The organism is Comamonas sp. B-9 (assembly GCF_000410635.1).
In the GTDB taxonomy this organism is placed as follows: Bacteria; Pseudomonadota; Gammaproteobacteria; order Burkholderiales; family Burkholderiaceae_C; genus Comamonas.
In genome coordinates, this window is record NZ_KE148631.1 from 1 (window position 1) to 19,710 (window position 19,710).

General features: G+C 65.2%; 17 protein-coding genes. 10 read left to right on the top strand and 7 right to left on the bottom strand.

Features of this window, described 5'->3' with window-relative positions:
- A partial coding sequence (locus tag H928_RS28585) for a hypothetical protein (protein WP_373604928.1) occupies positions 1-201 on the bottom strand: 201 nt, incomplete at its 3' end.
- 157 nt (positions 202-358) lie between these two features.
- Here H928_RS28585 and H928_RS0117640 point away from each other — a divergent pair.
- The 3 genes from H928_RS0117640 to H928_RS0117650 all read left to right on the top strand — a co-directional run bounded on the left by H928_RS0117640 (position 359) and on the right by H928_RS0117650 (position 2,676).
- On the top strand, positions 359-820 hold the full coding sequence (locus H928_RS0117640) for a RidA family protein (RefSeq protein ID WP_021027680.1): 462 nt from the start codon (positions 359-361) through the stop codon (positions 818-820).
- 124 nt (positions 821-944) lie between these two features.
- Positions 945-1,406: a RidA family protein gene (locus H928_RS0117645; protein ID WP_021027681.1), complete on the top strand. Its 462-nt coding sequence runs from the start codon at positions 945-947 to the stop codon at positions 1,404-1,406.
- Between the two features lie 121 nt (positions 1,407-1,527).
- The gene (locus H928_RS0117650; RefSeq protein ID WP_021027682.1) at positions 1,528-2,676 is read left to right on the top strand and encodes an MBL fold metallo-hydrolase; all 1,149 of its coding nucleotides are present in this window, start codon (positions 1,528-1,530) and stop codon (positions 2,674-2,676) included.
- 39 nt (positions 2,677-2,715) lie between these two features.
- On the opposite strand, the gene H928_RS0117655 is transcribed toward H928_RS0117650, so the two are convergent.
- Both H928_RS0117655 and H928_RS0117660 read right to left on the bottom strand, forming a co-directional pair.
- Positions 2,716-3,696 carry a tripartite tricarboxylate transporter substrate binding protein gene (locus H928_RS0117655; RefSeq protein ID WP_027011082.1) on the bottom strand — a complete coding sequence of 327 codons (981 nt, stop codon included), beginning with the start codon at positions 3,694-3,696 and terminating at the stop codon, positions 2,716-2,718.
- A gap of 130 nt (positions 3,697-3,826) precedes the next feature.
- Positions 3,827-5,287 carry an amidase gene (locus H928_RS0117660; protein WP_021027684.1) on the bottom strand — a complete coding sequence of 487 codons (1,461 nt, stop codon included), beginning with the start codon at positions 5,285-5,287 and terminating at the stop codon, positions 3,827-3,829.
- 107 nt (positions 5,288-5,394) lie between these two features.
- Here H928_RS0117660 and H928_RS0117665 point away from each other — a divergent pair, with 107 nt between their 5' ends.
- Positions 5,395-6,309 (top strand): LysR family transcriptional regulator, encoded by a 915-nt coding sequence (locus H928_RS0117665; protein WP_021027685.1) that lies wholly within the window; start codon positions 5,395-5,397, stop codon positions 6,307-6,309.
- A gap of 79 nt (positions 6,310-6,388) precedes the next feature.
- On the opposite strand, the gene parC is transcribed toward H928_RS0117665, so the two are convergent.
- Positions 6,389-8,749, bottom strand: a complete 2,361-nt coding sequence (gene parC, locus H928_RS0117670; RefSeq protein WP_021027686.1) for a DNA topoisomerase IV subunit A — start codon at positions 8,747-8,749, stop codon at positions 6,389-6,391.
- Positions 8,750-8,836: 87 nt separating this feature from the next.
- Positions 8,837-10,813 carry a DNA topoisomerase IV subunit B gene (locus tag H928_RS0117675; RefSeq protein ID WP_021027687.1) on the bottom strand — a complete coding sequence of 659 codons (1,977 nt, stop codon included), beginning with the start codon at positions 10,811-10,813 and terminating at the stop codon, positions 8,837-8,839.
- Positions 10,814-11,269: 456 nt separating this feature from the next.
- Between H928_RS0117675 and H928_RS0117680 the strand changes: the two genes are divergently transcribed.
- The 6 genes from H928_RS0117680 (at position 11,270) to H928_RS0117705 (ending at position 16,113) form a co-directional block, all read left to right on the top strand.
- The gene (locus tag H928_RS0117680) at positions 11,270-12,493 is read left to right on the top strand and encodes an MFS transporter (protein WP_021027688.1); all 1,224 of its coding nucleotides are present in this window, start codon (positions 11,270-11,272) and stop codon (positions 12,491-12,493) included.
- Positions 12,494-12,506: 13 nt separating this feature from the next.
- Positions 12,507-12,680 (top strand): hypothetical protein, encoded by a 174-nt coding sequence (locus H928_RS32755; RefSeq protein WP_021027689.1) that lies wholly within the window; start codon positions 12,507-12,509, stop codon positions 12,678-12,680.
- Between the two features lie 3 nt (positions 12,681-12,683).
- The gene (locus H928_RS28590; RefSeq protein ID WP_021027690.1) at positions 12,684-13,229 is read left to right on the top strand and encodes a bifunctional 2-polyprenyl-6-hydroxyphenol methylase/3-demethylubiquinol 3-O-methyltransferase UbiG; all 546 of its coding nucleotides are present in this window, start codon (positions 12,684-12,686) and stop codon (positions 13,227-13,229) included.
- 259 nt (positions 13,230-13,488) lie between these two features.
- Positions 13,489-13,746, top strand: coding sequence for a hypothetical protein (locus H928_RS0117695; RefSeq protein WP_021027691.1), 258 nt, complete (start codon positions 13,489-13,491; stop codon positions 13,744-13,746).
- Between the two features lie 136 nt (positions 13,747-13,882).
- A complete protein-coding gene (locus tag H928_RS0117700) occupies positions 13,883-15,421 on the top strand; it encodes an ATP-binding protein (RefSeq protein ID WP_306729951.1) in 1,539 nt (512 codons plus the stop codon).
- Positions 15,418-16,113 (top strand): response regulator, encoded by a 696-nt coding sequence (locus H928_RS0117705; RefSeq protein WP_021027693.1) that lies wholly within the window; start codon positions 15,418-15,420, stop codon positions 16,111-16,113. The genes H928_RS0117700 and H928_RS0117705 overlap by 4 nt, the downstream gene beginning before the upstream one ends.
- Before the next feature lie 64 nt (positions 16,114-16,177).
- Here the strand turns inward: H928_RS0117705 and H928_RS0117710 are convergent, their stop codons facing one another.
- Both H928_RS0117710 and mgtA read right to left on the bottom strand, forming a co-directional pair.
- A complete protein-coding gene (locus tag H928_RS0117710) occupies positions 16,178-16,897 on the bottom strand; it encodes an MgtC/SapB family protein (protein WP_021027694.1) in 720 nt (239 codons plus the stop codon).
- 37 nt (positions 16,898-16,934) lie between these two features.
- Entirely contained in the window at positions 16,935-19,682 is a 2,748-nt protein-coding gene (gene mgtA, locus H928_RS0117715) for a magnesium-translocating P-type ATPase (protein ID WP_021027695.1), read from the bottom strand.
- Between the last annotated feature and the right edge of the window lie 28 nt (positions 19,683-19,710).

Consider the following 19,710-nt stretch of genomic DNA (forward strand, 5'->3'; position numbering starts at 1 on the left):
CCAGCGGCTCAGCAGCAGGCTGGCCACGGCCCCCAAGAGCGCCAATGCCGCGTACTGCCAGACAGGCGCCAGGCTGGCCTGCTGCAGCTGCAGCGCCGTGCCCGCCAGGATGCCCCAGAGCCAGGCCGCCGGTCGCCAATAGCCCGCCCAGCCCGGCCCCACACTGCGCTGGTCTGCCCGCTTGCAGGAAGAGGTCTCCATCATCTCCACATGCTAGGCAGCGCTGCCTGCAGGCCCGATCAGGGCTTGCCCTAGAGTTCGCCGCCGCCCCTCTCAGGCGACATGGGACATGGCGCCCTGGCAGGGCATTTGTGCCACACTTGGCGCTTTGCCCCGCCTCCACTTTTGAAAGGACTCCATGAGCGTTTACGACAAACTCCAGGCCCTCGGCATCAGCCTGCCGCCACTGGCGGTACCCGCAGCCGCCTATCTGCCCTATGTACAGACCGGCAACATGGTGTTTTTGAGCGGCCATATCGCCCGCAAGGATGGCAAGCCCTGGGTGGCGCAGTTTGGCCGCAACATCAACACCGAAGAAGGCAAGCTCGCGGCCCGCGCGGTGGCCATCGACCTGCTGGGCACCTTGCAGCATGCAGCTGGCGGCGATCTGAACCGTGTCAAGCGCGTGGTCAAGCTGATGAGCCTGGTCAACAGCACCGGTGACTTCACCGAGCAGCACCTGGTGACCAATGGCGCCAGCGAGTTGTTCGCCGAAGTGTTTGGCCCTGAAAAGGGTGCCCATGCCCGCAGCGCCTTTGGCGTCGCCCAGATCCCCATGGGTGCCTGCGTCGAGATCGAGCTGATCGCCGAACTGGCCTAAGCCAGGCAACCCGCCATGCGGCGCCCATGCCCTGCGGGTATGGCGCCGCATTGTTTTTGCATGCATCCACGCCCGGCGGGGGCTCTAAGATGCCTGTCTTCCACCCAGCAAGGACAACACCGGCATGAGCATCTACGACCAACTCAAAGCGCTGAACATTGAACTGCCGCCCGTGCGCACACCGGCTGCGGCTTACGCACCGTTTGCACAAACCGGCAAACTGGTCTTTATCAGCGGCCACACGGCCAGCAAGAACGGCCAGCCCTGGACCGGCAAGCTGGGCAAGACCATGGACACCGCCGAAGGCCAGCAGGCAGCGCGCGCGGTCGCCATCGACCTGATGGGCACCCTGCAGGCAGCAGTGGGCGGCGATCTGAACCGGGTCAAGCGCATTGTCAAGCTGATGAGCCTGGTCAACAGCACGGAAGACTTCACCGAGCAACATCTGGTCACCAACGGCGCCAGCGAATTGCTGGCCCAGGTATTTGGTCCCGACAAGGGGGCGCATGCCCGCAGCGCCTTTGGCGTGGCCCAGGTCCCCCGGGGCGCCTGTGTCGAGATCGAAATCATCGCCGAAGTGGAATAAATCTGTCGATTAATCAATAGATTTTTCGCTAAATCCCTACAAAAGCCGCAGCCATGCGGCTTTCTTATGGGCGCCGTATCATGGCAGTCGCTAACGCCCCCCTGCCTGATTGACACACCCCATGCAAGAGCCCCGCCCCGCGCCCTCCTCCAGCAACACCACCCGCGGCAACGGCGGCTTTCAGCGCCTGCGCAGCGGCTGGCTGGTGGCCACTGCCTGCTCATTGGTGGCCTGCGCCTCCACCCCCGACGAGGACAGCCAGCGCCGCTACCAGGCATCGCCCCAGTATTCCTCGGCCGACAAGCGCTTTCAGAACCCGCCCAACCCGGCTGCCAAGCCCCATGCCGGAGGCTTTCAGATCTGGTCGCGCTTTTTGTTTGGTGACAAGAGCGGCACCACACCGCAGGACAGCATTCCGGTCCACACCGTCACCCCGGCGCAGCTGCAAGCGCTGCCCGCCGATGCCAACCATGTGATCCGGCTCGGCCACTCCTCGCACCTGCTCAAGCTCCAGGGCCAGTACTGGCTCATCGACCCGGTGTTTGGTGAGCGTGTATCGCCGTTCAGCTTTATCGGCCCCAAGCGCTTCCACCCCACGCCGCTGCCCTTGCAGGACCTGCCGCCGATTGCTGGTCTCATCTTGTCGCACGACCATTACGACCACCTGGACGAGCCGACGATCAAGTTCCTGCTGGGCAAGGTCGAGCGCTACTTTGTGCCGCTGGCCGTGGGCGCGCGCCTGCGGGACATGGGCGTGGCGCCCGAGCGCATTGTCGAGCTGGACTGGTGGCAGCAGGAGCAGCACGCCGGCGTCGAAGTCACCGCCACGCCCAGCCAGCATTTCTCGGGCCGCACGCTCAATGACCGCAACAGCACGCTCTGGGCATCCTGGGTGCTGCAGACCGGTGGCCAGCGCATCTACTACAGCGGCGATACCGGCTACTTCCCCGGCTTCAAGGCCATTGGCGACAAATTTGGCGCGATGGACCTCGCACTGATGGAAAACGGCGCCTACGACGCCTACTGGCCCTCCGTACACATGACGCCGGAAGAAACCATCCAGGCCTTCAGCGATGTGCGCGGCCAGGTGCTCTACAGCGTGCACAACAGCACCTTTGCGCTGGCCATGCACGGCTGGCGTGAGCCGCTGGACCGGCTGGCGGCGCTGGCGCAGCAGCAGGGCATCCAACTGGCCACGCCCGAGATCGGCGAGGTGCTGACCGTGGGCCAGCCGCGCAGCAACAAGCAGTGGTGGGAAGCGCTGCGCTAAGCGCCGCTCCCAAGTTTCCCCAGCCGCTCAAACCAAGGCTTACTCCACCTCAATCTGGGCGCGCTGCGCCACATCGCGCATCAGCGGCAGCTCGCGCTCCACCCGTGCCTGCAGCGCACGGCCATTGCCCCAGGCGGGCGTGAGACCAATGCTTTCTAGCTTTTGCTGGGTAGCGGGCTGGGCCATCACATCGGCCAAGGCGGCTTCGAGCTTGGCACGCACCGGCTCAGGCAGGCCAGCGGGCGCCAAAAAGGCAAACCAGGTGCTCATGTCAAAACCGGGAAAGCCGCTTTCGGCCACGGTCGGCACCTCGGGCAGCAAGGCCAGGCGCTGGGCGCCCAGCGCGGCAATCGGTTTGATCTTGCCGGCCTTGATCAGCGGCGTGGTCGCCACCACGGTGTCCACTGCCAATTGCACCTGGCCACCCATCAGCGCCGTCAGGCTCGGCGTGCTGCCGTTGAAGGGCACATGCAGCATGCGCATGCCGGTCGCCGTCTTGAGCATCTCGCCGGCAAAGTGCACCGACGAGGCCGGGCCGAAGGAGCCGTAGGAAAAGCGGTCTGGCGCCGCCTTCGATTGCGCCACCAGGTCCTGCAGCGATGTGGCCTTGACGGCCTGGTTCGCCACCAGCACCAGGCCCATGTCTGCGACCAGGCCCAGCATGCTGAAGCTGCGCATCGGGTCATAGGGCAGCGCCTTGCGCACCACCGGGTTCATCGCCAAGGTGGAGCTGGCACCCAGAAACAAGGTATAGCCATCGGCAGCCGACTTGGCCACCTGGCCGCCCGCCACGGCCGTGCCGGCCCCCGGCCGGTTCTCGACAAACACCGACTGGCCCAGCTCCTCGCTGAGCTGCGAGGCCAATAGCCGGCCCAGGATATCGGTGGCTCCACCGGGCGCAAAAGGCACCACCAGCTTGATCGCGCGGTCGGGGTAGCCCTGGGCCCATGCAGGGCGCAAGGCCAGGCCGGCGGCACCTGCGGCCAGGTAGGTCAAAAAGCGGTGACGGGATATCGGCATGGACATGGGATCTACCTTTTTTGCGGAAAACGGGGGCAAGGGAGGGACCAGACAGGCGTTGCAGCAACGCCTTTCTGGGTGGAAGCGCAGCCTTAGAAGACGCGCCGGGTCAACGATCTACAGCGTGCTGTCAGCCCAGCAAAGGGCTGCGCACCCGGGCATGGCCGCTGGCCTGGTCATAGGCATGGCCGATCTGCAGCAGCGCCTTGTCGGCCTGAGCCGGCCCGATGATCTGCAGACCGGCAGGCAGCCCGTTGGGGCCAAAGCCGGCCGGCACCGACAAGGCCGGCAAGCCCGCCATCGTGGCGCCCACCACCGTCTGCATCCAGCGGTGGTAGGTGTCCATGCTGCGGCCGCCCACGGCATGGGGCCAGTCCAGCTCGGCCTCGAACGGGAACACCTGCGCGGCGGGCAGCACGACAAAGTCATAGCGCTCGAACAGGCGGCGCAGCACCTCGTACCAGCTGCTGCGCACCTTGGCGGCGGCATAGATATCCATGCCCGACAGCGCGCGGCCGCGCTCCATCTCCCACAGCGCTTCGGGCTTGAGCAGCGCCCGCTTTTGCGGGTCGTCATACAGCGCCGCATTGGCGCCTGCCACGCTGAAGCTGCGCAGATCGATCCAGGCCCGCCACAGCTGCTCCAGGTCAAAGTCGGGCAGCACCTCATCCACCGTGCAGCCGATATCAGCAAAGGCGCCCAGCGCCGCGCGGCAGGTCTCGAGCAGGCCCGGCTCGGTCGGCAAGTGCCCGCCCAGGTCGCCCAGCCAGGCGATCTTGCGGCCCCGGAAGTCACGCTCCAGGCCCTGGCCCCAGTCCTGCGCGCCTTCGCTGCGGCGCGTGAGCGGCAAGCGCGCATCAAAGCCCGCCTGCACCGACAGCAGCAAGGCCAGATCGGGAATATCACGTGCCATGGGCCCGGCCACGCTGAACTGCTGGAAGAACACCTCGTCGCCCGGGCCATGCGGCACACAACCCACGGAGGTGCGCAGGCCGTAGACATTGTTGAAGGCCGCCGGCGTGCGCAGCGAGCCCATCATGTCCGAGCCATCGGCCACGGGCAGCATGCGCAAGGCCACCGCAACGGCTGCACCGCCGCTGCTGCCACCGGCCGAGCGGCTCTGGTCAAACGCATTGCGCGTGGTGCCGTAGACCGGGTTGTAGGTGTGGCCGCCCAGGCCAAATTCCGGTGAATTGCTGCGCGCTACAAAGAGCGCGCCGCCTGCGCGCATGCGCTCAAAAATCACCGCATCGCTGCTGCTGACCTGACCCTGGAAGATCGGCGAGCCCTTGGTGGTGACCATGCCGGCGGCGGGCGAGATATCTTTGGGCGCCTGCGGAAAGCCGTGCAGCGGCCCCCGGCTTTTGCCCTGGGCCAATTCAGCATCGAGCTGCGCGGCCTGGGCCAGCAGGGGCTCGCGCGGCATGGGCGCGACCAGCGCATTCACCTGGGGGTTGAGCCGGTCGATCTGGCCCCAGAAGGCCTGCAGCACCTCGGTGCAGGACAGCGCACGCCGCTGGATAGCGGCGGACAGCGCCACGGCGCTCAACTCGACGATGCTGTGGTCGGCGGGAACAGGCTGGGATGGCATGGGAGGTATGTCTCTTGGATGTCAGAAAAATCCAGCATAGGCAATGCGGCCTATTTCGACAATCACAATTTTTTGCGGTTATCGTTGCGTTTTTTGCAAAGCAGACCATGACCCCCTCGCAGCACCTCCAGGACACCGCCATCCGCTATTTTCTGGAAGTCGTGCGCAGCGGCTCGGTGAGCGAGGCCGCACTGCGCCTCAATGTCTCGGCCTCGGCCGTCAGCCGCCAGATCGCATCGCTGGAAGAAGTGCTGCAGGTGCCGCTGTTCGAGCGCCGCCCGCGCGGCATGGTGGCCAGTGCGGCCGGTGAGCTCTTGGCCACCCATGCCAAGCGCCATGCGCTGGATGCCGAGCGCGTGGTCGCCGATATCGAGGCACTGCAAGGCCTGCGCCGGGGCCAGGTGCGGGTCTGCGCATCAGCCGGCTTTGCATTTGAGTTTTTGCCCCTCGCGATGGCCACGTTCCGCGAGCAGCACCCGGGCATGCAGTTCCAGCTGGTCTCGGCCTCGCCCGCCCAGGTGACCCAGGCGGTGCGCAATGGCGAGGCCGATGTGGGCCTGACCTACAGCCGCGCTGCCGTGCGCGATATCGATGTGCAGCACCGCCAGAACTCTCCCGTCATCCTGATCATGCCGCCCGGCCACCCACTGGCCCGCTTTGCCAGCGTCAGCCTGGCGCAGATGCATCCTTACCCGCTCGCGCTGCTGGACGACGGCAATACCGCGCGCCAGCTGTTTGACATTGCCAGCGGCCAGCGCGGCCTGGTGTTTGACCCGGTGCTCGAGAGCGGGCAGTTCGATGCGCTGGTGCGCTTTGTATTGCACGGCGGCGGGCTCACCCTGGGCGGCGAGGTCACCGTGCGCGAGTATGTGCGCCGGGGCCTGCTGCACACCGTGCCCATCCGTGAGCGCGGCATGCATGCACGCTCCATCGAGCTGCAAACGCTGACGGGCCGCAATCTGCCCCGGGGCGTGCGCGCCTTTGTCGACCATCTGCGGGCGCTGCTGCCGGCGCAGCGCTGATCATCGCTGCAACAACGGGGCATGAAAAAGCCCTGCCGGGCAATGCCGGGCAGGGCTGGGGCGTGATGGACCGCGCGTTTTATTCGACGCGGAACACGGCGCTGGGCTTGAAGCCCAGGTCGGCGAGCTTGCCCTTTTTGGCGCGGCAAGCCTTGGCGTTGTTCAGGCTGCGGATCTCCAGGGTTTCCTCGCGGGCCTTGCCGCCGCGCCCCACGCCTTCGATGCGGATGCTGCGCGTGTAGACGGCCACACCGGCCAAGCGGTCCTTGTCTTCCAGGTCAATCAGCTTGAGCCCCTTGCCGCCCTTGGCCATGTGATTGAGCTCGCCGATCTCGAACGTGAGGATGCGGCCACCCACCGAGGCGCAGGCCACATGGCTGGCATCGGCCAGCGGCAGGCTGCCGCTGCTGCCCGAGATATGCGAGGGGGCGCAGAGCGTATCGCCATCGTCTAGGCTGACAAAGGCCTTGCCGCCCTTTTGGCGCGAGACCATGTTTTCCACCAAGGCCGTGAAGCCATACCCCGCGCTGCTGGCCAGCAACAAATGGGCCGACAGCGGACCGGCAAAGTAGTACTGGATCTGGGTGCCCGCTTCAAGCTCCATCAAGGTGGTGACCGGCTGGCCATCACCGCGGCCGCCGGGCAGGTTGGCGACGGCGACCGAGTAGACCCGGCCGTTGCTGCCAAAGACCAGCAGCTGGTCGACCGTGCGGCATTCGAAGGTGCCATACAGGCTGTCACCCGACTTGAAGCTGAAGCTGTCGGCCGCATGGCCGTGGCCGGTGCGGGCGCGCACCCAGCCTTTTTCCGACACCACAACGGTGACCGGCTCATCGACCACCTTGACTTCGGCGACGGCCTTTTTCTCTTCCTGGATCAAGGTGCGGCGCGCATCGGCAAACTGCTTGGCGTCCGCTTCGATCTCCTTGACCATCAGGCGCTTGAGCGAGGCGGGGTTGGCCAGAATGTCTTCGAGCTTGCCCTGCTCTGCGCGCAGCTCGGTCAGCTCCTGCTCGATCTTGATCGCTTCAAGACGAGCCAGCTGGCGCAGGCGGATTTCCAGGATGTCGTCGGCCTGGCGCTCGCTCAGGTCAAAGCGCGCCATCAGCGCGGCCTTGGGCTCGTCGCTGGCGCGGATGATGGCGATCACCTCGTCGATATTGAGCAGAATGGTCTGCCGGCCTTCCAGGATATGGATGCGGTCGAGCACCTTGGCGAGCCGGTGCTCGGAGCGGCGCGTGATCGTCGTCTGGCGGAACTCGATCCACTCTTCCAGCATCAGGCGCAGTGACTTTTGCGTGGGCTTGCCGTCGATGCCGATCATCGTCAGGTTGACCGACGAGGAGCTCTCCAGGCTGGTATGCGCCAGCAGGCAGGTGATCAGCTCGGATTGCGGCGTCTTGCCGGTCTTGGGCTCGAACACCAGGCGCACGGCCGCATCCTTGCTCGACTCGTCACGCACCACATCGAGCAAGGACAGCACGGTGGCCTTGAGCTGGCTTTGCTCCTGCGTCAAGGTCTTCTTGCCGGTCTTGATCTTGGGGTTGGTCAGGTCCTCGATCTCTTCGAGCACCTTTTGCGAGGACACACCGGGCGGCAGCTCGTTGACGACCAGCTGCCACTGGCCACGCGCCAGCTCTTCGATGGTCCAGCGCGCACGCACCTTGATCGAGCCGCGGCCCGTGCGGTAGGCATCGGCAATGTCCTTGTCGCTGCTGATGATCTGGCCGCCACCGGGGAAGTCAGGACCGGGAATGATCTGCTGCAGATCGAAGTCGGTCATCGCCGGCTTCTTGATCAACGCCACGCAGGCATCGGCCACCTCGCGCAGGTTGTGGCTGGGGATTTCGGTGGCCAGGCCCACTGCAATGCCGCTCGCGCCATTGAGCAGCGAGAACGGCAGGCGCGCGGGCAGCTGGCTGGGCTCCTGGGTGGAGCCGTCGTAGTTGGGCACAAAGTCCACCGTGCCCATGTCGATCTCGTCAAGCAGCAAGCTGGTGATCTTGGACAGGCGCGCCTCGGTATAACGCATGGCCGCTGCGCCATCGCCATCGCGGCTGCCAAAGTTGCCCTGGCCATCGATCAGCGGGTAGCGCTGGGCAAAGTCCTGGGCCATGCGCACCAGCGCGTCATAGGCCGATTGGTCGCCATGCGGGTGAAAGCGGCCCAGCACATCGCCCACCACACGGGCGCTTTTGACGGGCTTGGCCGCCGTTGCGCGGTTGGGGCCGCTGTAGCCCAGGCCCATGCGCTCCATCGCAAACAGGATGCGGCGCTGCACGGGCTTCAAGCCATCGCAGACGTCGGGCAACGCACGGCCCTTGACCACCGACAGCGCATATTCCAGATAGGCGCGCTGGGCGTAATTGCCCAGGTCCAGGCTGTCGCCGTCGTCGGGCACCGGGTTGGACAACAGGTCCTGACCGTTCTCTTCACTCATAGGGGTTCAGCTTTCTTTGCTTGTGGCACGGCTGCGCGCGGCTGGCTTGGGTTCGATTGTTTATTCAGCGGCGTGGGCAGCAGGACATCAGATATCAATTTCGACCTCATGGCCGTGCAGCTCCATCAGGTCGCGGCGGGCCGCAGCCTCGCCCTTGCCCATCAGCTGGGTCATGACCTCACGGGTTTGCAGCACATCGGTCTGGCTCAGGCGCACCGGCAGCAGGCGGCGCGTGTCCGGGTTCAGCGTGGTTTCCCACAGCTGCTCGGCATTCATCTCGCCCAGACCCTTGAAGCGGCTGACCTGGCATTTCTCGCGCGGCACGCCGTCCTTGGCGGCCTTGTCAAAGATGGCATGCATCTCGGCCTCGTCCAGTGCGTAGACCTTGGCAGCGGGCTTCTTGCCCCGGGCAGGAATATCGACGCGGAACAGCGGCGGCCGCGCCACGCAGACATGGCCCTTGTCGATGAGCTGCGGGAAATGCTTGAAGAACAGCGTCAGCAGCAGCACCTGGATGTGCGAGCCGTCCACGTCGGCGTCGCTCAGGATGCAGATCTTGCCGTAACGCAGACCGCTCAGGTCGACCTCGTCATCGGGGCCATGCGGGTCCACGCCGATGGCTACCGAGATATCGTGGATTTCAGTGTTGGCAAACAGGCGGTCGCGGTCCACTTCCCAGGTGTTGAGCACCTTGCCGCGCAGCGGCAGGATGGCCTGGGTTTCCTTGTCGCGGCCCATCTTGGCGCTGCCGCCGGCCGAATCGCCCTCGACCAGAAACACCTCGTTGTAGGCCAGGTCACGGCTTTCGCAATCGGTCAGCTTGCCGGGCAACACGGCCACGCCGCTGCCCTTGCGCTTTTCCACCTTCTGGCCGGCGCGCTGGCGCGTCTGCGCCGCCTTGATCGCGATCTCGGCGAGCTTCTTGCCGTATTCGACATTCTGGTTCAGCCACAGCTCCAGCGCCGGCCGCACCATGCCCGAGACCAGGCGCACCGCATCGCGCGAGTTCAGGCGCTCCTTGATCTGGCCCTGGAACTGGGGATCGAGCACTTTGGCCGAGAGCACATAGCTGGCACGGGCAAACACGTCCTCGGGCATCAGCTTGACGCCCTTGGGCAGCAGCGAATGCAGCTCGATAAAGCTCTTGACCGCCTGGAACAGGCCATCGCGCAGCCCGCTTTCATGCGTGCCGCCCGCCGTGGTCGGGATCAGGTTGACATAGCTCTCGCGCACCGGCTGGCCTTCGTCGGTGAAGGCCACGCACCACGATGCCCCTTCGCCCTCGGCAAAATGGTCATCGCTGCGGCCGGCAAAGCCCTCGCCCTCGAACACGGGAATGATCGGGTCCACCGGCAAGGTCTGCAGCAGGTAGTCCTTGAGGCCGCCCTTGTACAGCCAGGTCTGCGTCTCGCGGCTCTTGTCCTGCGTCAGCTGCACGCTCACGCCCGGCATCAGCACGGCCTTGCTGCGCAGCAGGTGCACCAGCTCGCCCATCGGCAGGTGGCTGGATTCGAAATACTTGGCATCGGGCCAGACGCGCACCGTCGTGCCCTGCTTGCGGTCACCGCTGACCATCGCGCGCACCTGCAGGGGCTCGACCACATCGCCACCGGCAAAGGCCATCGTGGCGACCGAGCCATCGCGGTGCACCGTCACCTCCATGCGGGTGGCCAAGGCGTTGGTCACCGAGACACCCACGCCGTGCAGACCGCCCGAGAAGCTGTAGGCACCGCCCTGGCCCTTGTCGAACTTGCCGCCCGCATGCAGGCGGGTGAAGACCAGCTCCACCACGGGCGCATGTTCTTCGGGGTGCAGGCCAAAGGGAATGCCCCGGCCATCGTCCTCCACGCTCACCGAGCCATCGGTGTGCAGGTAGACGCGAATTTTCTTGCCAAAGCCGGCCAGCGCCTCGTCGGCCGCGTTGTCGATCACCTCCTGGATGATGTGCAGCGGATTGTCGGTGCGGGTATACATGCCCGGGCGCTGCTTGACCGGCTCAAGCCCCTTGAGAACCCGTATCGAGCCCTCTGCGTATTCACTGGTAGACGTGTTTTTGCTTGCCATAACTTTCCATTCTAGCGGCTGCCATTGTAAATAGCTGTATAGATAAACAGGTGGAACTTGTTGACGATTCACGACGCTTGGCCGCAAAAGCCTGCAATGGGCTTGGGCGGCCACCGGGCAATATGCGGGCGACAGCCGGTTTTTGGCGTTGGAGTAACAATTTCTAGAACGTGCTTACGATCTCCTCGCGCCGCGACAGCGGTTTGGCGGGATGGGGTGCTAGGCGCAGTGCGCAGCCAATAGCCAGCTACTGGCAAGCGCTGCAACGCCGCAGACCGCCCGCAAAGCCACTGTCCCTACGGGTTGGAGTGAAATCGGGCGATTTCTGCGCGCTGGCCCTTGCTTGCACCCCGGTGCAAGCTGCGTTCCATCCCTTCGAACTCGTCCCGATTGCGCTCCAACGCGGCTGCGTAGAGACCGTAATCACGTTCTTAAATAACGAGACATCCTTAGACTATGCAAAACAACGCACAACGATTGTCCATGGCCCGCGTGCTGCTCTGTGGCGGCGCCGTAGTGACCCTGTCCATGGGCATCCGCCACGGTTTTGGCCTCTGGCTGCAGCCGATCACCCAGGAGATGGGCTGGACGCGCGAGTCCTTCGCCTTGGCGCTGGCGGTGCAAAACCTCAGCTGGGGGCTGATCGGCATCTTCACCGGCATGCTGGCCGACCGCTTTGGCGCCAGCAAGGTGCTGGTCTGCGGCGCGCTGCTGTACGCGCTGGGCCTGGCCGGCATGGCCTGGGCGCCCAATACGCTGATGTTTGCGCTCACCGCCGGCCTTTTGATCGGCATGGCGCAAACGGGCACCACCTATGCGGTGATCTATGGCGTCATCGGGCGCCAGTTGCCCGCTGAGAAACGCTCTTGGGCCATGGGGGTGGCCGCGGCTGCGGGCTCCTTTGGCCAGTTCTTCATGGTGCCGGTCGAGGGCCAGCTGATCGCCAGCCTGGGCTGGCAGAACGCGCTGCTGGTCTGCGCGGTACTGGTGCTGACCATCGTGCCGCTGGCCATTGCGCTGCGCGAGCCCAATTTCCATGCGCTCAAGCGCAGTGCTGGCGCTGGCGCGCAGCAAACCATTGCCCAGGCCGTGGCAGAGGCCTTTCGCAACCCCAGCTTTTTGCTGCTGACCGCAGGCTATTTTGTCTGTGGCTTCCAGGTGATGTTCATCGGCGTACACATGCCCAGCTACCTGAAGGACTTTGGCCTGCCACCCCATGTGGCCAGCTATTCGCTGGCGCTGATCGGCCTCTTCAATATCTTTGGCACCTACCTGGCCGGGTCGCTCGGCCAGCGCATGGCCAAGCGCTACCTGCTCTCGGGCATTTATTTCATCCGCGCCATCGCCATCGTGGTGTTCCTGCTGGTGCCCCTGTCGCCCTGGTCGGTCTATGTCTTTGCCGCCGTGATGGGCTTTTTGTGGCTGTCCACCGTGCCGCTGACCAATGGCGCCATCGCGCAGATCTTTGGCGTGCAGCACCTGTCCATGCTCAGCGGCTTTGTGTTCTTCAGCCACCAGATCGGCAGCTTCCTGGGCATCTGGCTGGGCGGTTACCTCTATGACCACACCGGCAGCTATGATGTGGTTTGGTACGTGGCCATTGGGCTGGGCGTGTTCGCCGGCCTGGTCAATCTGCCGGTCAAGGAAGAGCCCGTGCAGCGCCTGCCGCTGACGGCCTGATAAGCGAACTTTCATGCAACAGCCTGCACCACCCTCACTCCCCACTGCTGGCGCCGCGCCGCTGCGCGGCTGGCAGCGCGCCGCCATCTGGCTGCTGGTGGCGGTGCTGCTGACGCTGGTGTTCATGCTCTACACGCAACCGGAATTCATGGTGCAGATGGCCGACCATGTCTGGGCCTGTTTCTAGCGCATGTCCCATAGCCCCGCCCCCTCGCCCTGGATCACCCGCTTTGCGCCGCTGATTCCCATCGGCGGCCAGGTGCTGGACCTGGCCTGCGGCCAGGGCCGCCATGCCCGCTACCTGCAAGCACAGGGCTTGCGGGTGACAGGCGTTGACCGCGATGGCGCAGCGCTGCAATTGCTGCAAGCAGATACGGCGGGCGAATGGCTGCTGGCCGATATCGAAAACGGGGCCTGGCCGCTCGAAGGCCGGGTGTTTGATGCGGTGGTCGTCACGCACTATCTGTGGCGCCCGCTGTGGCCGCAGATTCTGGCCAGTGTGGCGCCCGGCGGTCTGCTGCTGTACGAGACCTTTGCCCAAGGCAATGCCGCCTATGGCAAGCCTTCCCGGCCCGACTTCCTGCTGCAGCCCGGCGAGCTGCTGCAAGTCTGTGCCGGCTGGTCCGTCATCGCCTATGAAGCGGGCCTGCTGCGCACGCCGGAGCGGGTGGTGCAGCGCATTGCGGCACGCCGCCCACTGGGTGACAGCCCACCGCCACCCGCGCCGCTGCCCTGAAGCCAGGGCCGCTTTGCATAACTTTGCGGCGCTGCAAAATCGGCCTGACCCCGCCCAAACCCAATGGGCATGCGGTTTTCGCTTTGTCACACCTGCCACAAAGCCGGCCCAACTTCCTCCACATTTGGCTCCTATAGTTCAGTCATGGGCTCTGCGGAGAGGCGTAAACACACTCCAGTTTCTCTGTTTCACCCGCTTCTTTCTGTCCCACACCAGATCGCGGCCTGGCCGCAGAGCCTCTTTTTACACAAGGAATGCCATGAGTTCTCAACCACTTCGCCACCGGCTGCTGTGCAGCACCGCCGTGACTGCAGCCCTCTGGATCGCCGCCGCCCAGGCCTACGCGGCCAGCCCCGCCAAGCCCGCGCCGTCCAAGCAAGCCATTGAGGCCTGCCAGGGCAAGAAGGCCGGCGATAGCGTGCAGCTGACGCTGGACAACGGGAAAACAGCCAAGGCCACCTGCCGCCTGGTGGGCAAGCAGCTGGTGGCGCAGCGCGGCGCCACCATCGGGCCTTGATAAGACCGCTGGCATTGCGCCGATCAAGCAACACTTTTACACACCCACGCACTGTGTAAGAGAATAGCCGGGCAGGCATTGCGCCTGCCCGTTTTTGCCGTTTGGCCCTCTCCGTCCATTTGCCCACCTGCCCTCTGTGACCACACCCCGCCTTCAGCTGTTTCGCTTTACCCGTCTGCAAACACGGGTGCTGCTGGCCATGGTGCTGCTGCTGCTGGGCCTGCTGCTGGGGTTTTTCGGCTTTTCGTACTGGAGCCTGCAGCGCGGCCTGGGCGGCTATGTCGCGCAGATCGAGCTGGGCCGGCTGGAATACCTGGAGAGCCAGCTGCGGCGCGAGTATGCCAAGGACCCGCACTGGGTCTCGCTGACGCCGGAGCGCTGGAATGCGCTGACCCGCTTTGGCAGCCAGGCGGCTGTGCCCGTCTCGCCCCCGGCGGAGAGCGAGGCGCCGCGCCGCGCCACGATTGGCCCCATGCTGACCCAGCAGTTGCGCCCCATCGAGCGCCACCCGCTGCACCAGCGCCTGGGCCTGCTCGACAACCAGGGCAAGCTGATCGCTGGTGTAGCGCCCACACCAGGCAGCGCCAAAAACCCGCTGTTCGACAGCCAGCACATGCTGATCGGCACCCTGACGCTGAACCAGCCTGAAGACCTGAAAAACCAGATCGACAATGCCTTTTTGAAGGAGCACCTGGTGTTCCTGGCCATTACCGGTCTGCTGGGCCTGCTGCTGGCCGGCGCCCTGTCCTGGTGGCTGAGCCGGCGCTGGATTCGCCCCATCGAGGCTTTGAGCGAAGGCGCCAAGGCCTTTGCCAGCGGCCAGCTCGACTACCGCATCGCCGTGGCGGGCCACGACGAGCTGGTGGAGCTGGCCGACCGCTACAACCACATGGCCGAGCAGCTCTCCCAGGCCCAGGCCCAGCAGCATGAATGGCTGACCCAGGTGGCCCACGAGCTGCGCACGCCGCTGGCCGCAGTGCGGGCCGAGATTGAAGCGGTGCAAGACGGCATCCGCAGCTTTGATGCGCAGACGGCTGCGCGCCTGCACCGCCAGATTCTGCGCCTGACCCAGCTGGTCAGCGACATGCGCGCCACCATTCCCACAGCCCTGGTCGTGCATGCGCCCGAGGCCGCACCCGCACTGCAGCTGACCGCCCACCTGCCCGCCACCGCGCGCCCGCTCGATATGCGGGCGCTGACCATCGAGGCCGTGGAAGCCGTGCAGATCCGCTTTGGCCAGGCCGGCATCGCGCTGCCCACGGCGCAAGAGCTGCACACCGCGCTGCCGCCCGCCTGGGTGCAGGGCAATGCCCAGCAGCTGCACCAGGTGCTGGGCAATATTTTGGAAAACAGCCTGCGCTACACCGATGCCCCCGGGCGGCTGAGCATCAGCGCCAGCCTGCACGGGCCCGCGCCCGCGTCGGGCCAGCGCTGGCTGGAGCTGCACCTCGATGACAGCAGCCCCTCCGTGCCGCCTGCGGAGCTGCCCCGCATTTTTGAACGCTTTTACCGCGTAGAGACTTCGCGCAGCCGCGCCAGCGGCGGCTCCGGCCTGGGGCTTGCGATTTGCAAAAGCATTGTGCAAGCCCATGGAGGACAATTGCAGGCCTCCATCTCGTCCTTGGGCGGGCTGCGCCTTACCTTGATCCTGCCCTTGATAGACCCTGTTGCATGAACACCGCCAAACCCCGCATTCTGTACGCCGAAGACGAGGCCGATATTGCCTCGGTGGTCATCGACTACCTGCACCATGCCGGCTTCGAGGTCGAGCATTTTGCCGATGGCAGCCAGGCCATGGCTGCGCTGCGCGCGCGCCCGCCGCAGCTGGCCATTCTTGACCTGATGCTGCCCGGCACCGATGGCCTGAGCATTCTGCGCGAATGCCGCGCCCGCCAGATCTGCCCCGTCATCTGCCTGACTGCCAAGGTCGAGGAGGTGGACCGCCTGGTGGGCCTGGAGATGGGCGCCGACGACTACATCTGCAAGCCCTTTTCACCGCGCGAGCTGATTGCCCGCGTCAAGGTGATCTTGCGCCGCCACGCGCCGCCCGCCCCTGGTGCGCCAGCCAGCCTGGCCGCCAGCGACTGGCAGCTGGACGAGACCACCAGCCAGGCCAGCTGGCGTGGCCAGGACCTGGGTCTGACGCGGCGCGAGTTTGCATTGCTGCACATCCTGCAGCGCCACCCCGGCAAGATCTACCCGCGCAGCCAGCTGCTGGATCTGGCCTATGCCGATGCGCTGGAGGTGAGCGACCGCGCGATCGACAGCCATATCAAGAACCTGCGCAAGAAGCTGCGCACGGTGATGGGCGATGATGCGGACTGCATCCGCTCGATCTATGGCGTCGGCTTTGCGTTTGAAGACTGAGCAAGCCGCCAGACACCGCACTGTGGTGGTCTGGGCGGCCTGAGCACCTGCCCTGGCGCCCTCATCAATCCCGCGTGCTGGGGCTCCAGAACGCCTGGCGCACGCCCGGCTTGGCCGCCAGCTGCTGCACCATCGCATCGAGCTCCTCGCCCTCCACCGATTGCGCGGCCAAGGTCGCTTCGATGACGACCTCGCCCTCGCCAAAGGGCTGGATGTCGATGTCGCCAGGCGGGTAGCCGCCGCGCTCGAGCACATCCTGCAGCATGGCCAGCGCCAGCCGCTGGTGCAGGCGCTCGGCCACGACAAACACGGCATTGGTCATTTCGGCGGAGGCCACATCCAGCGGCTTGCGGTTGATGGCGTTGACCAGCGGCCGCAGCAAAGTATTGGCCGCCAGCACCAGCACGGTGCCCATGGCCGCCTGCACGATCAGATCGGCGCCTGCGGCAGCGCCCACTGCGGCCGAGCCCCAGAGCGTCGCGGCGGTGTTCAGGCCGCGCACATTGCCCTCTTCGCGCATGATGACACCGGCGCCCAGAAAGCCGATGCCCGAGACCACATAGGCCATCACGCGCACCGCGCCATCCGGCCCGGCAATGGTGTTGGCGCTGTCGACAAAGATGGCCGCCCCCACGGCGACCAGCACATTGGTGCGCAACCCGGCCGTGCGTTGGCGGTACTGGCGCTCCAGGCCAATGACCGTGCCCAGCACAAAGGCGGTGACCAGGCTGATGGCCGTGTTGATCAGCGAATTGGCTTGTGTGTAGTTCAGCGCTTCGAGCATGGCGCCCTCCTTAGCAAATGGTTATTTTTCATGGCGCTTATTGCCAGCCGTAGCGACGGATGTACCACTTTTTCATGACCTGCGTAAGACCCATATAGGCCAGCAACACGGCAACGAGGAACACAAAGTACATGCCAGGCAGGGGCTCCAGCTTGAAATAAGGGGCCAGCGCACCCATGGGCAGGTAGATGCCGATGGCGACCACCACCAGGGTCATCAGGCCCACCGGCCAGGCAGCGCGGCTTTGGATGAACGGGATGCGCATGGTGCGGATCATGTGCACGATCAGCGACTGCGTGAGCAGCCCCACGACAAACCAGCCGGACTGGAACAGCGCCTGGCGCTCGGGCGTGTTGGCGCCAAACACCTTCCACATCACGACAAAGGTGGTGATATCGAAGATCGAGCTGATGGGGCCGAAGAACAGCATGAAGCGGCCCACATCGGCAGGGTTCCAGCACTGGGGCTGGGTCAGCAGTTCAGGGTCCACATGGTCAAACGGAATCGCCGATTGCGAGAAGTCATACACCAGGTTCTGCACCAGCAGCTGCATCGGCAGCATGGGCAGGAAGGGGATGAAGGCACTGGCAATCAACACCGAGAACACATTGCCAAAGTTCGAGCTCGCCGTCATCTTGATGTACTTGAGCATGTTGGCAAAGGTGCGCCGGCCTTCCTGCACGCCCTGGTCGAGCACCATCAGGCTCTTGTCCAGCAAGATGATGTCGGCCGCCTCCTTGGCTACATCGACGGCCGTGTCCACCGAGATGCCGATATCGGCCGTGCGCAGCGCTGCGGCATCGTTGATGCCATCGCCCATGAAGCCCACCACATGGCCATTGGCCTTGAGCATGCGCACAATACGCTCCTTGTGCGCGGGGCTCAGTTTGGCAAAGATATGGGCTTCTTCGACCACCTGGGCCAGGCGCTGGTCGTCCATCTGCTCGATGTCGCCACCCAGCACGATGTGCTGCGCGGTGATGCCCACTTGCTCGCAGACCTTGGCGGTGACAGCGGCATTGTCGCCCGTCAGCACCTTGGTCTGCACGCCATGCCGGGCCAGCGCCTGCAGCGCCGGCGCTGCGCTTTCCTTGGGCGGATCGATAAAGGCCAGAAAGCCGCACAGCACCATGCCGGCCTCATCGGCCACGCCAAAGTTGTCTTGGCCCGCCTGGGTCTCGCGCGTGGCCACGGCCACCACACGCAGCCCCTGGGCATTGAGCGCCTCGGCTGTTGCCACAATGCGCTTGCGCAGGCCCGCATCGAGGTCCAGCACGCCGCCTGCGGCCTGCACCGTGCTGCTGACCTGCAGGATTTCCTCGACCGCGCCCTTGGTGATGATCTTGCCGACGCCAGCAGCGTCACTCACCACCACCGACATGCGCCGGCGCACAAAGTCAAACGGCACTTCATCGACCTTGGCGTAGGCATCGACCAGCGGGGCGCGCTCGGCATGGGCGAGCACGGCCACATCGAGCAGGCTCTTGAGGCCCGTCTGGTAGTAGCTGTTCAAGTAGGCCATGTCCAGCACATGCTGCGAGACATCACCCCAGGCATCGAGGTGGCGCTCGACCGAGATGCGGTCCTCGGTCAGGGTGCCCGTCTTGTCGGTGCACAGCACATCCATCGCGCCAAAGTTCTGGATGGCGTCCAGGTGCTTGACGATCACTTTCTTGCGCGACAGAAACACCGCGCCCTTGGCCAGGGTGGCGGTCACGATCATCGGCAGCATCTCCGGCGTCAGGCCGACGGCCACCGACAGCGCAAACAGCAGGGCCTCGGTCCAGTCGCCCTTGGTCAGCCCATTGATCAGCAGGACCAGCGGCACCATCACCAGCATGAAACGGATCAGCACCCAGCTGACCTTGTTGACGCCCATCTGGAACGCGGTGGGGCTGCGGTCCATTGCCGAGACCTTGCCGGCCAGCGCGCCCAGGTAGCTGTGGTTGCCGGTGGTCAGCACCACGGCCAGGCCAGCGCCCGAGACCACGTTCGTGCCCATGAACACCAGGTTGCACAGCTCCACCGGGTTGTGCTGTGCGCCATCGGGCAGCTGGGCAAATTTCTCCACCGGCATGGACTCACCGGTCATCGCCGATTGCGCCAGAAACAGGTCCTTGGCGCTCAGCAGGCGGCAGTCAGCGGGCACCATGTCACCGGCAGCCAGCTGGATGATGTCGCCAGGCACCAGCTCGCGCACGGGCAGCTCGCGCACGGCCTGCAATGCCGACAGGCGCGAGGGTGGTGCATCCAGCGCCCGCCCCTCTTCATCTTGCGCCATGCGGCGCAGCACGGCGGCAGTGTTGGAGACCATCGCCTGCAGGCCGGCAGCGGCCTTATTGGCGCGGCCCTCCTGCCAAAAGCGCAGGCCGGTGGCCAGCGCCACCATGCTGCCGATCACCACCGTAGCCTTGGTATCGCCGGTCAGCCACGAGACGGCAGCCAGCACCGTCAAGAGCAGGTTGAAAGGCGTGCGAAAGCACAGCCACAGGTGCTCGCTGCGGGTCATCGCCTGGTCCTGCGCAATGCTGTTCCAGCCCGCTTGCGCACGGGCTTGCTGCACCTGTGCATCGTCCAGGCCCTGGCGGCTGGTGTTCAGGCTGTGCAGCAATGCGGGTTCAGGGGCATGGGCGGCGTCGCGCAGCCGCTCGCCCATGGCCTTGGAAATACCGGCATCCACCGGTGTCTGGGCCAGTTGCTCCAACATGGGCAAGCGGCGGAAATGCACGCCCCAGTGGCGCGAGCGCAGAAAGTTGACAAATCCATTCTTCAGCAGGTTCAACATGACCAATCTCCCAGCCAGGGGCGCGGCT

Excerpts from the sequence above, each read along its gene's own strand:
- H928_RS0117640 (WP_021027680.1), top strand. The coding sequence starts at position 359 with ATGAGCGTTTACGACAAACTCCAGGCCCTCGGCATCAGCCTGCCGCCA.
- H928_RS0117645 (WP_021027681.1), top strand. The coding sequence starts at position 945 with ATGAGCATCTACGACCAACTCAAAGCGCTGAACATTGAACTGCCGCCC.
- H928_RS0117650 (WP_021027682.1), top strand. The coding sequence starts at position 1,528 with ATGCAAGAGCCCCGCCCCGCGCCCTCCTCCAGCAACACCACCCGCGGC.
- H928_RS0117655 (WP_027011082.1), bottom strand. The coding sequence starts at position 3,696 with ATGCCGATATCCCGTCACCGCTTTTTGACCTACCTGGCCGCAGGTGCC.
- H928_RS0117660 (WP_021027684.1), bottom strand. The coding sequence starts at position 5,287 with ATGCCATCCCAGCCTGTTCCCGCCGACCACAGCATCGTCGAGTTGAGC.
- H928_RS0117665 (WP_021027685.1), top strand. The coding sequence starts at position 5,395 with ATGACCCCCTCGCAGCACCTCCAGGACACCGCCATCCGCTATTTTCTG.
- parC (WP_021027686.1), bottom strand. The coding sequence starts at position 8,749 with ATGAGTGAAGAGAACGGTCAGGACCTGTTGTCCAACCCGGTGCCCGAC.
- H928_RS0117675 (WP_021027687.1), bottom strand. The coding sequence starts at position 10,813 with ATGGCAAGCAAAAACACGTCTACCAGTGAATACGCAGAGGGCTCGATA.
- H928_RS0117680 (WP_021027688.1), top strand. The coding sequence starts at position 11,270 with ATGCAAAACAACGCACAACGATTGTCCATGGCCCGCGTGCTGCTCTGT.
- H928_RS32755 (WP_021027689.1), top strand. The coding sequence starts at position 12,507 with ATGCAACAGCCTGCACCACCCTCACTCCCCACTGCTGGCGCCGCGCCG.
- H928_RS28590 (WP_021027690.1), top strand. The coding sequence starts at position 12,684 with ATGTCCCATAGCCCCGCCCCCTCGCCCTGGATCACCCGCTTTGCGCCG.
- H928_RS0117695 (WP_021027691.1), top strand. The coding sequence starts at position 13,489 with ATGAGTTCTCAACCACTTCGCCACCGGCTGCTGTGCAGCACCGCCGTG.
- H928_RS0117705 (WP_021027693.1), top strand. The coding sequence starts at position 15,418 with ATGAACACCGCCAAACCCCGCATTCTGTACGCCGAAGACGAGGCCGAT.
- H928_RS0117710 (WP_021027694.1), bottom strand. The coding sequence starts at position 16,897 with ATGCTCGAAGCGCTGAACTACACACAAGCCAATTCGCTGATCAACACG.
- mgtA (WP_021027695.1), bottom strand. The coding sequence starts at position 19,682 with ATGTTGAACCTGCTGAAGAATGGATTTGTCAACTTTCTGCGCTCGCGC.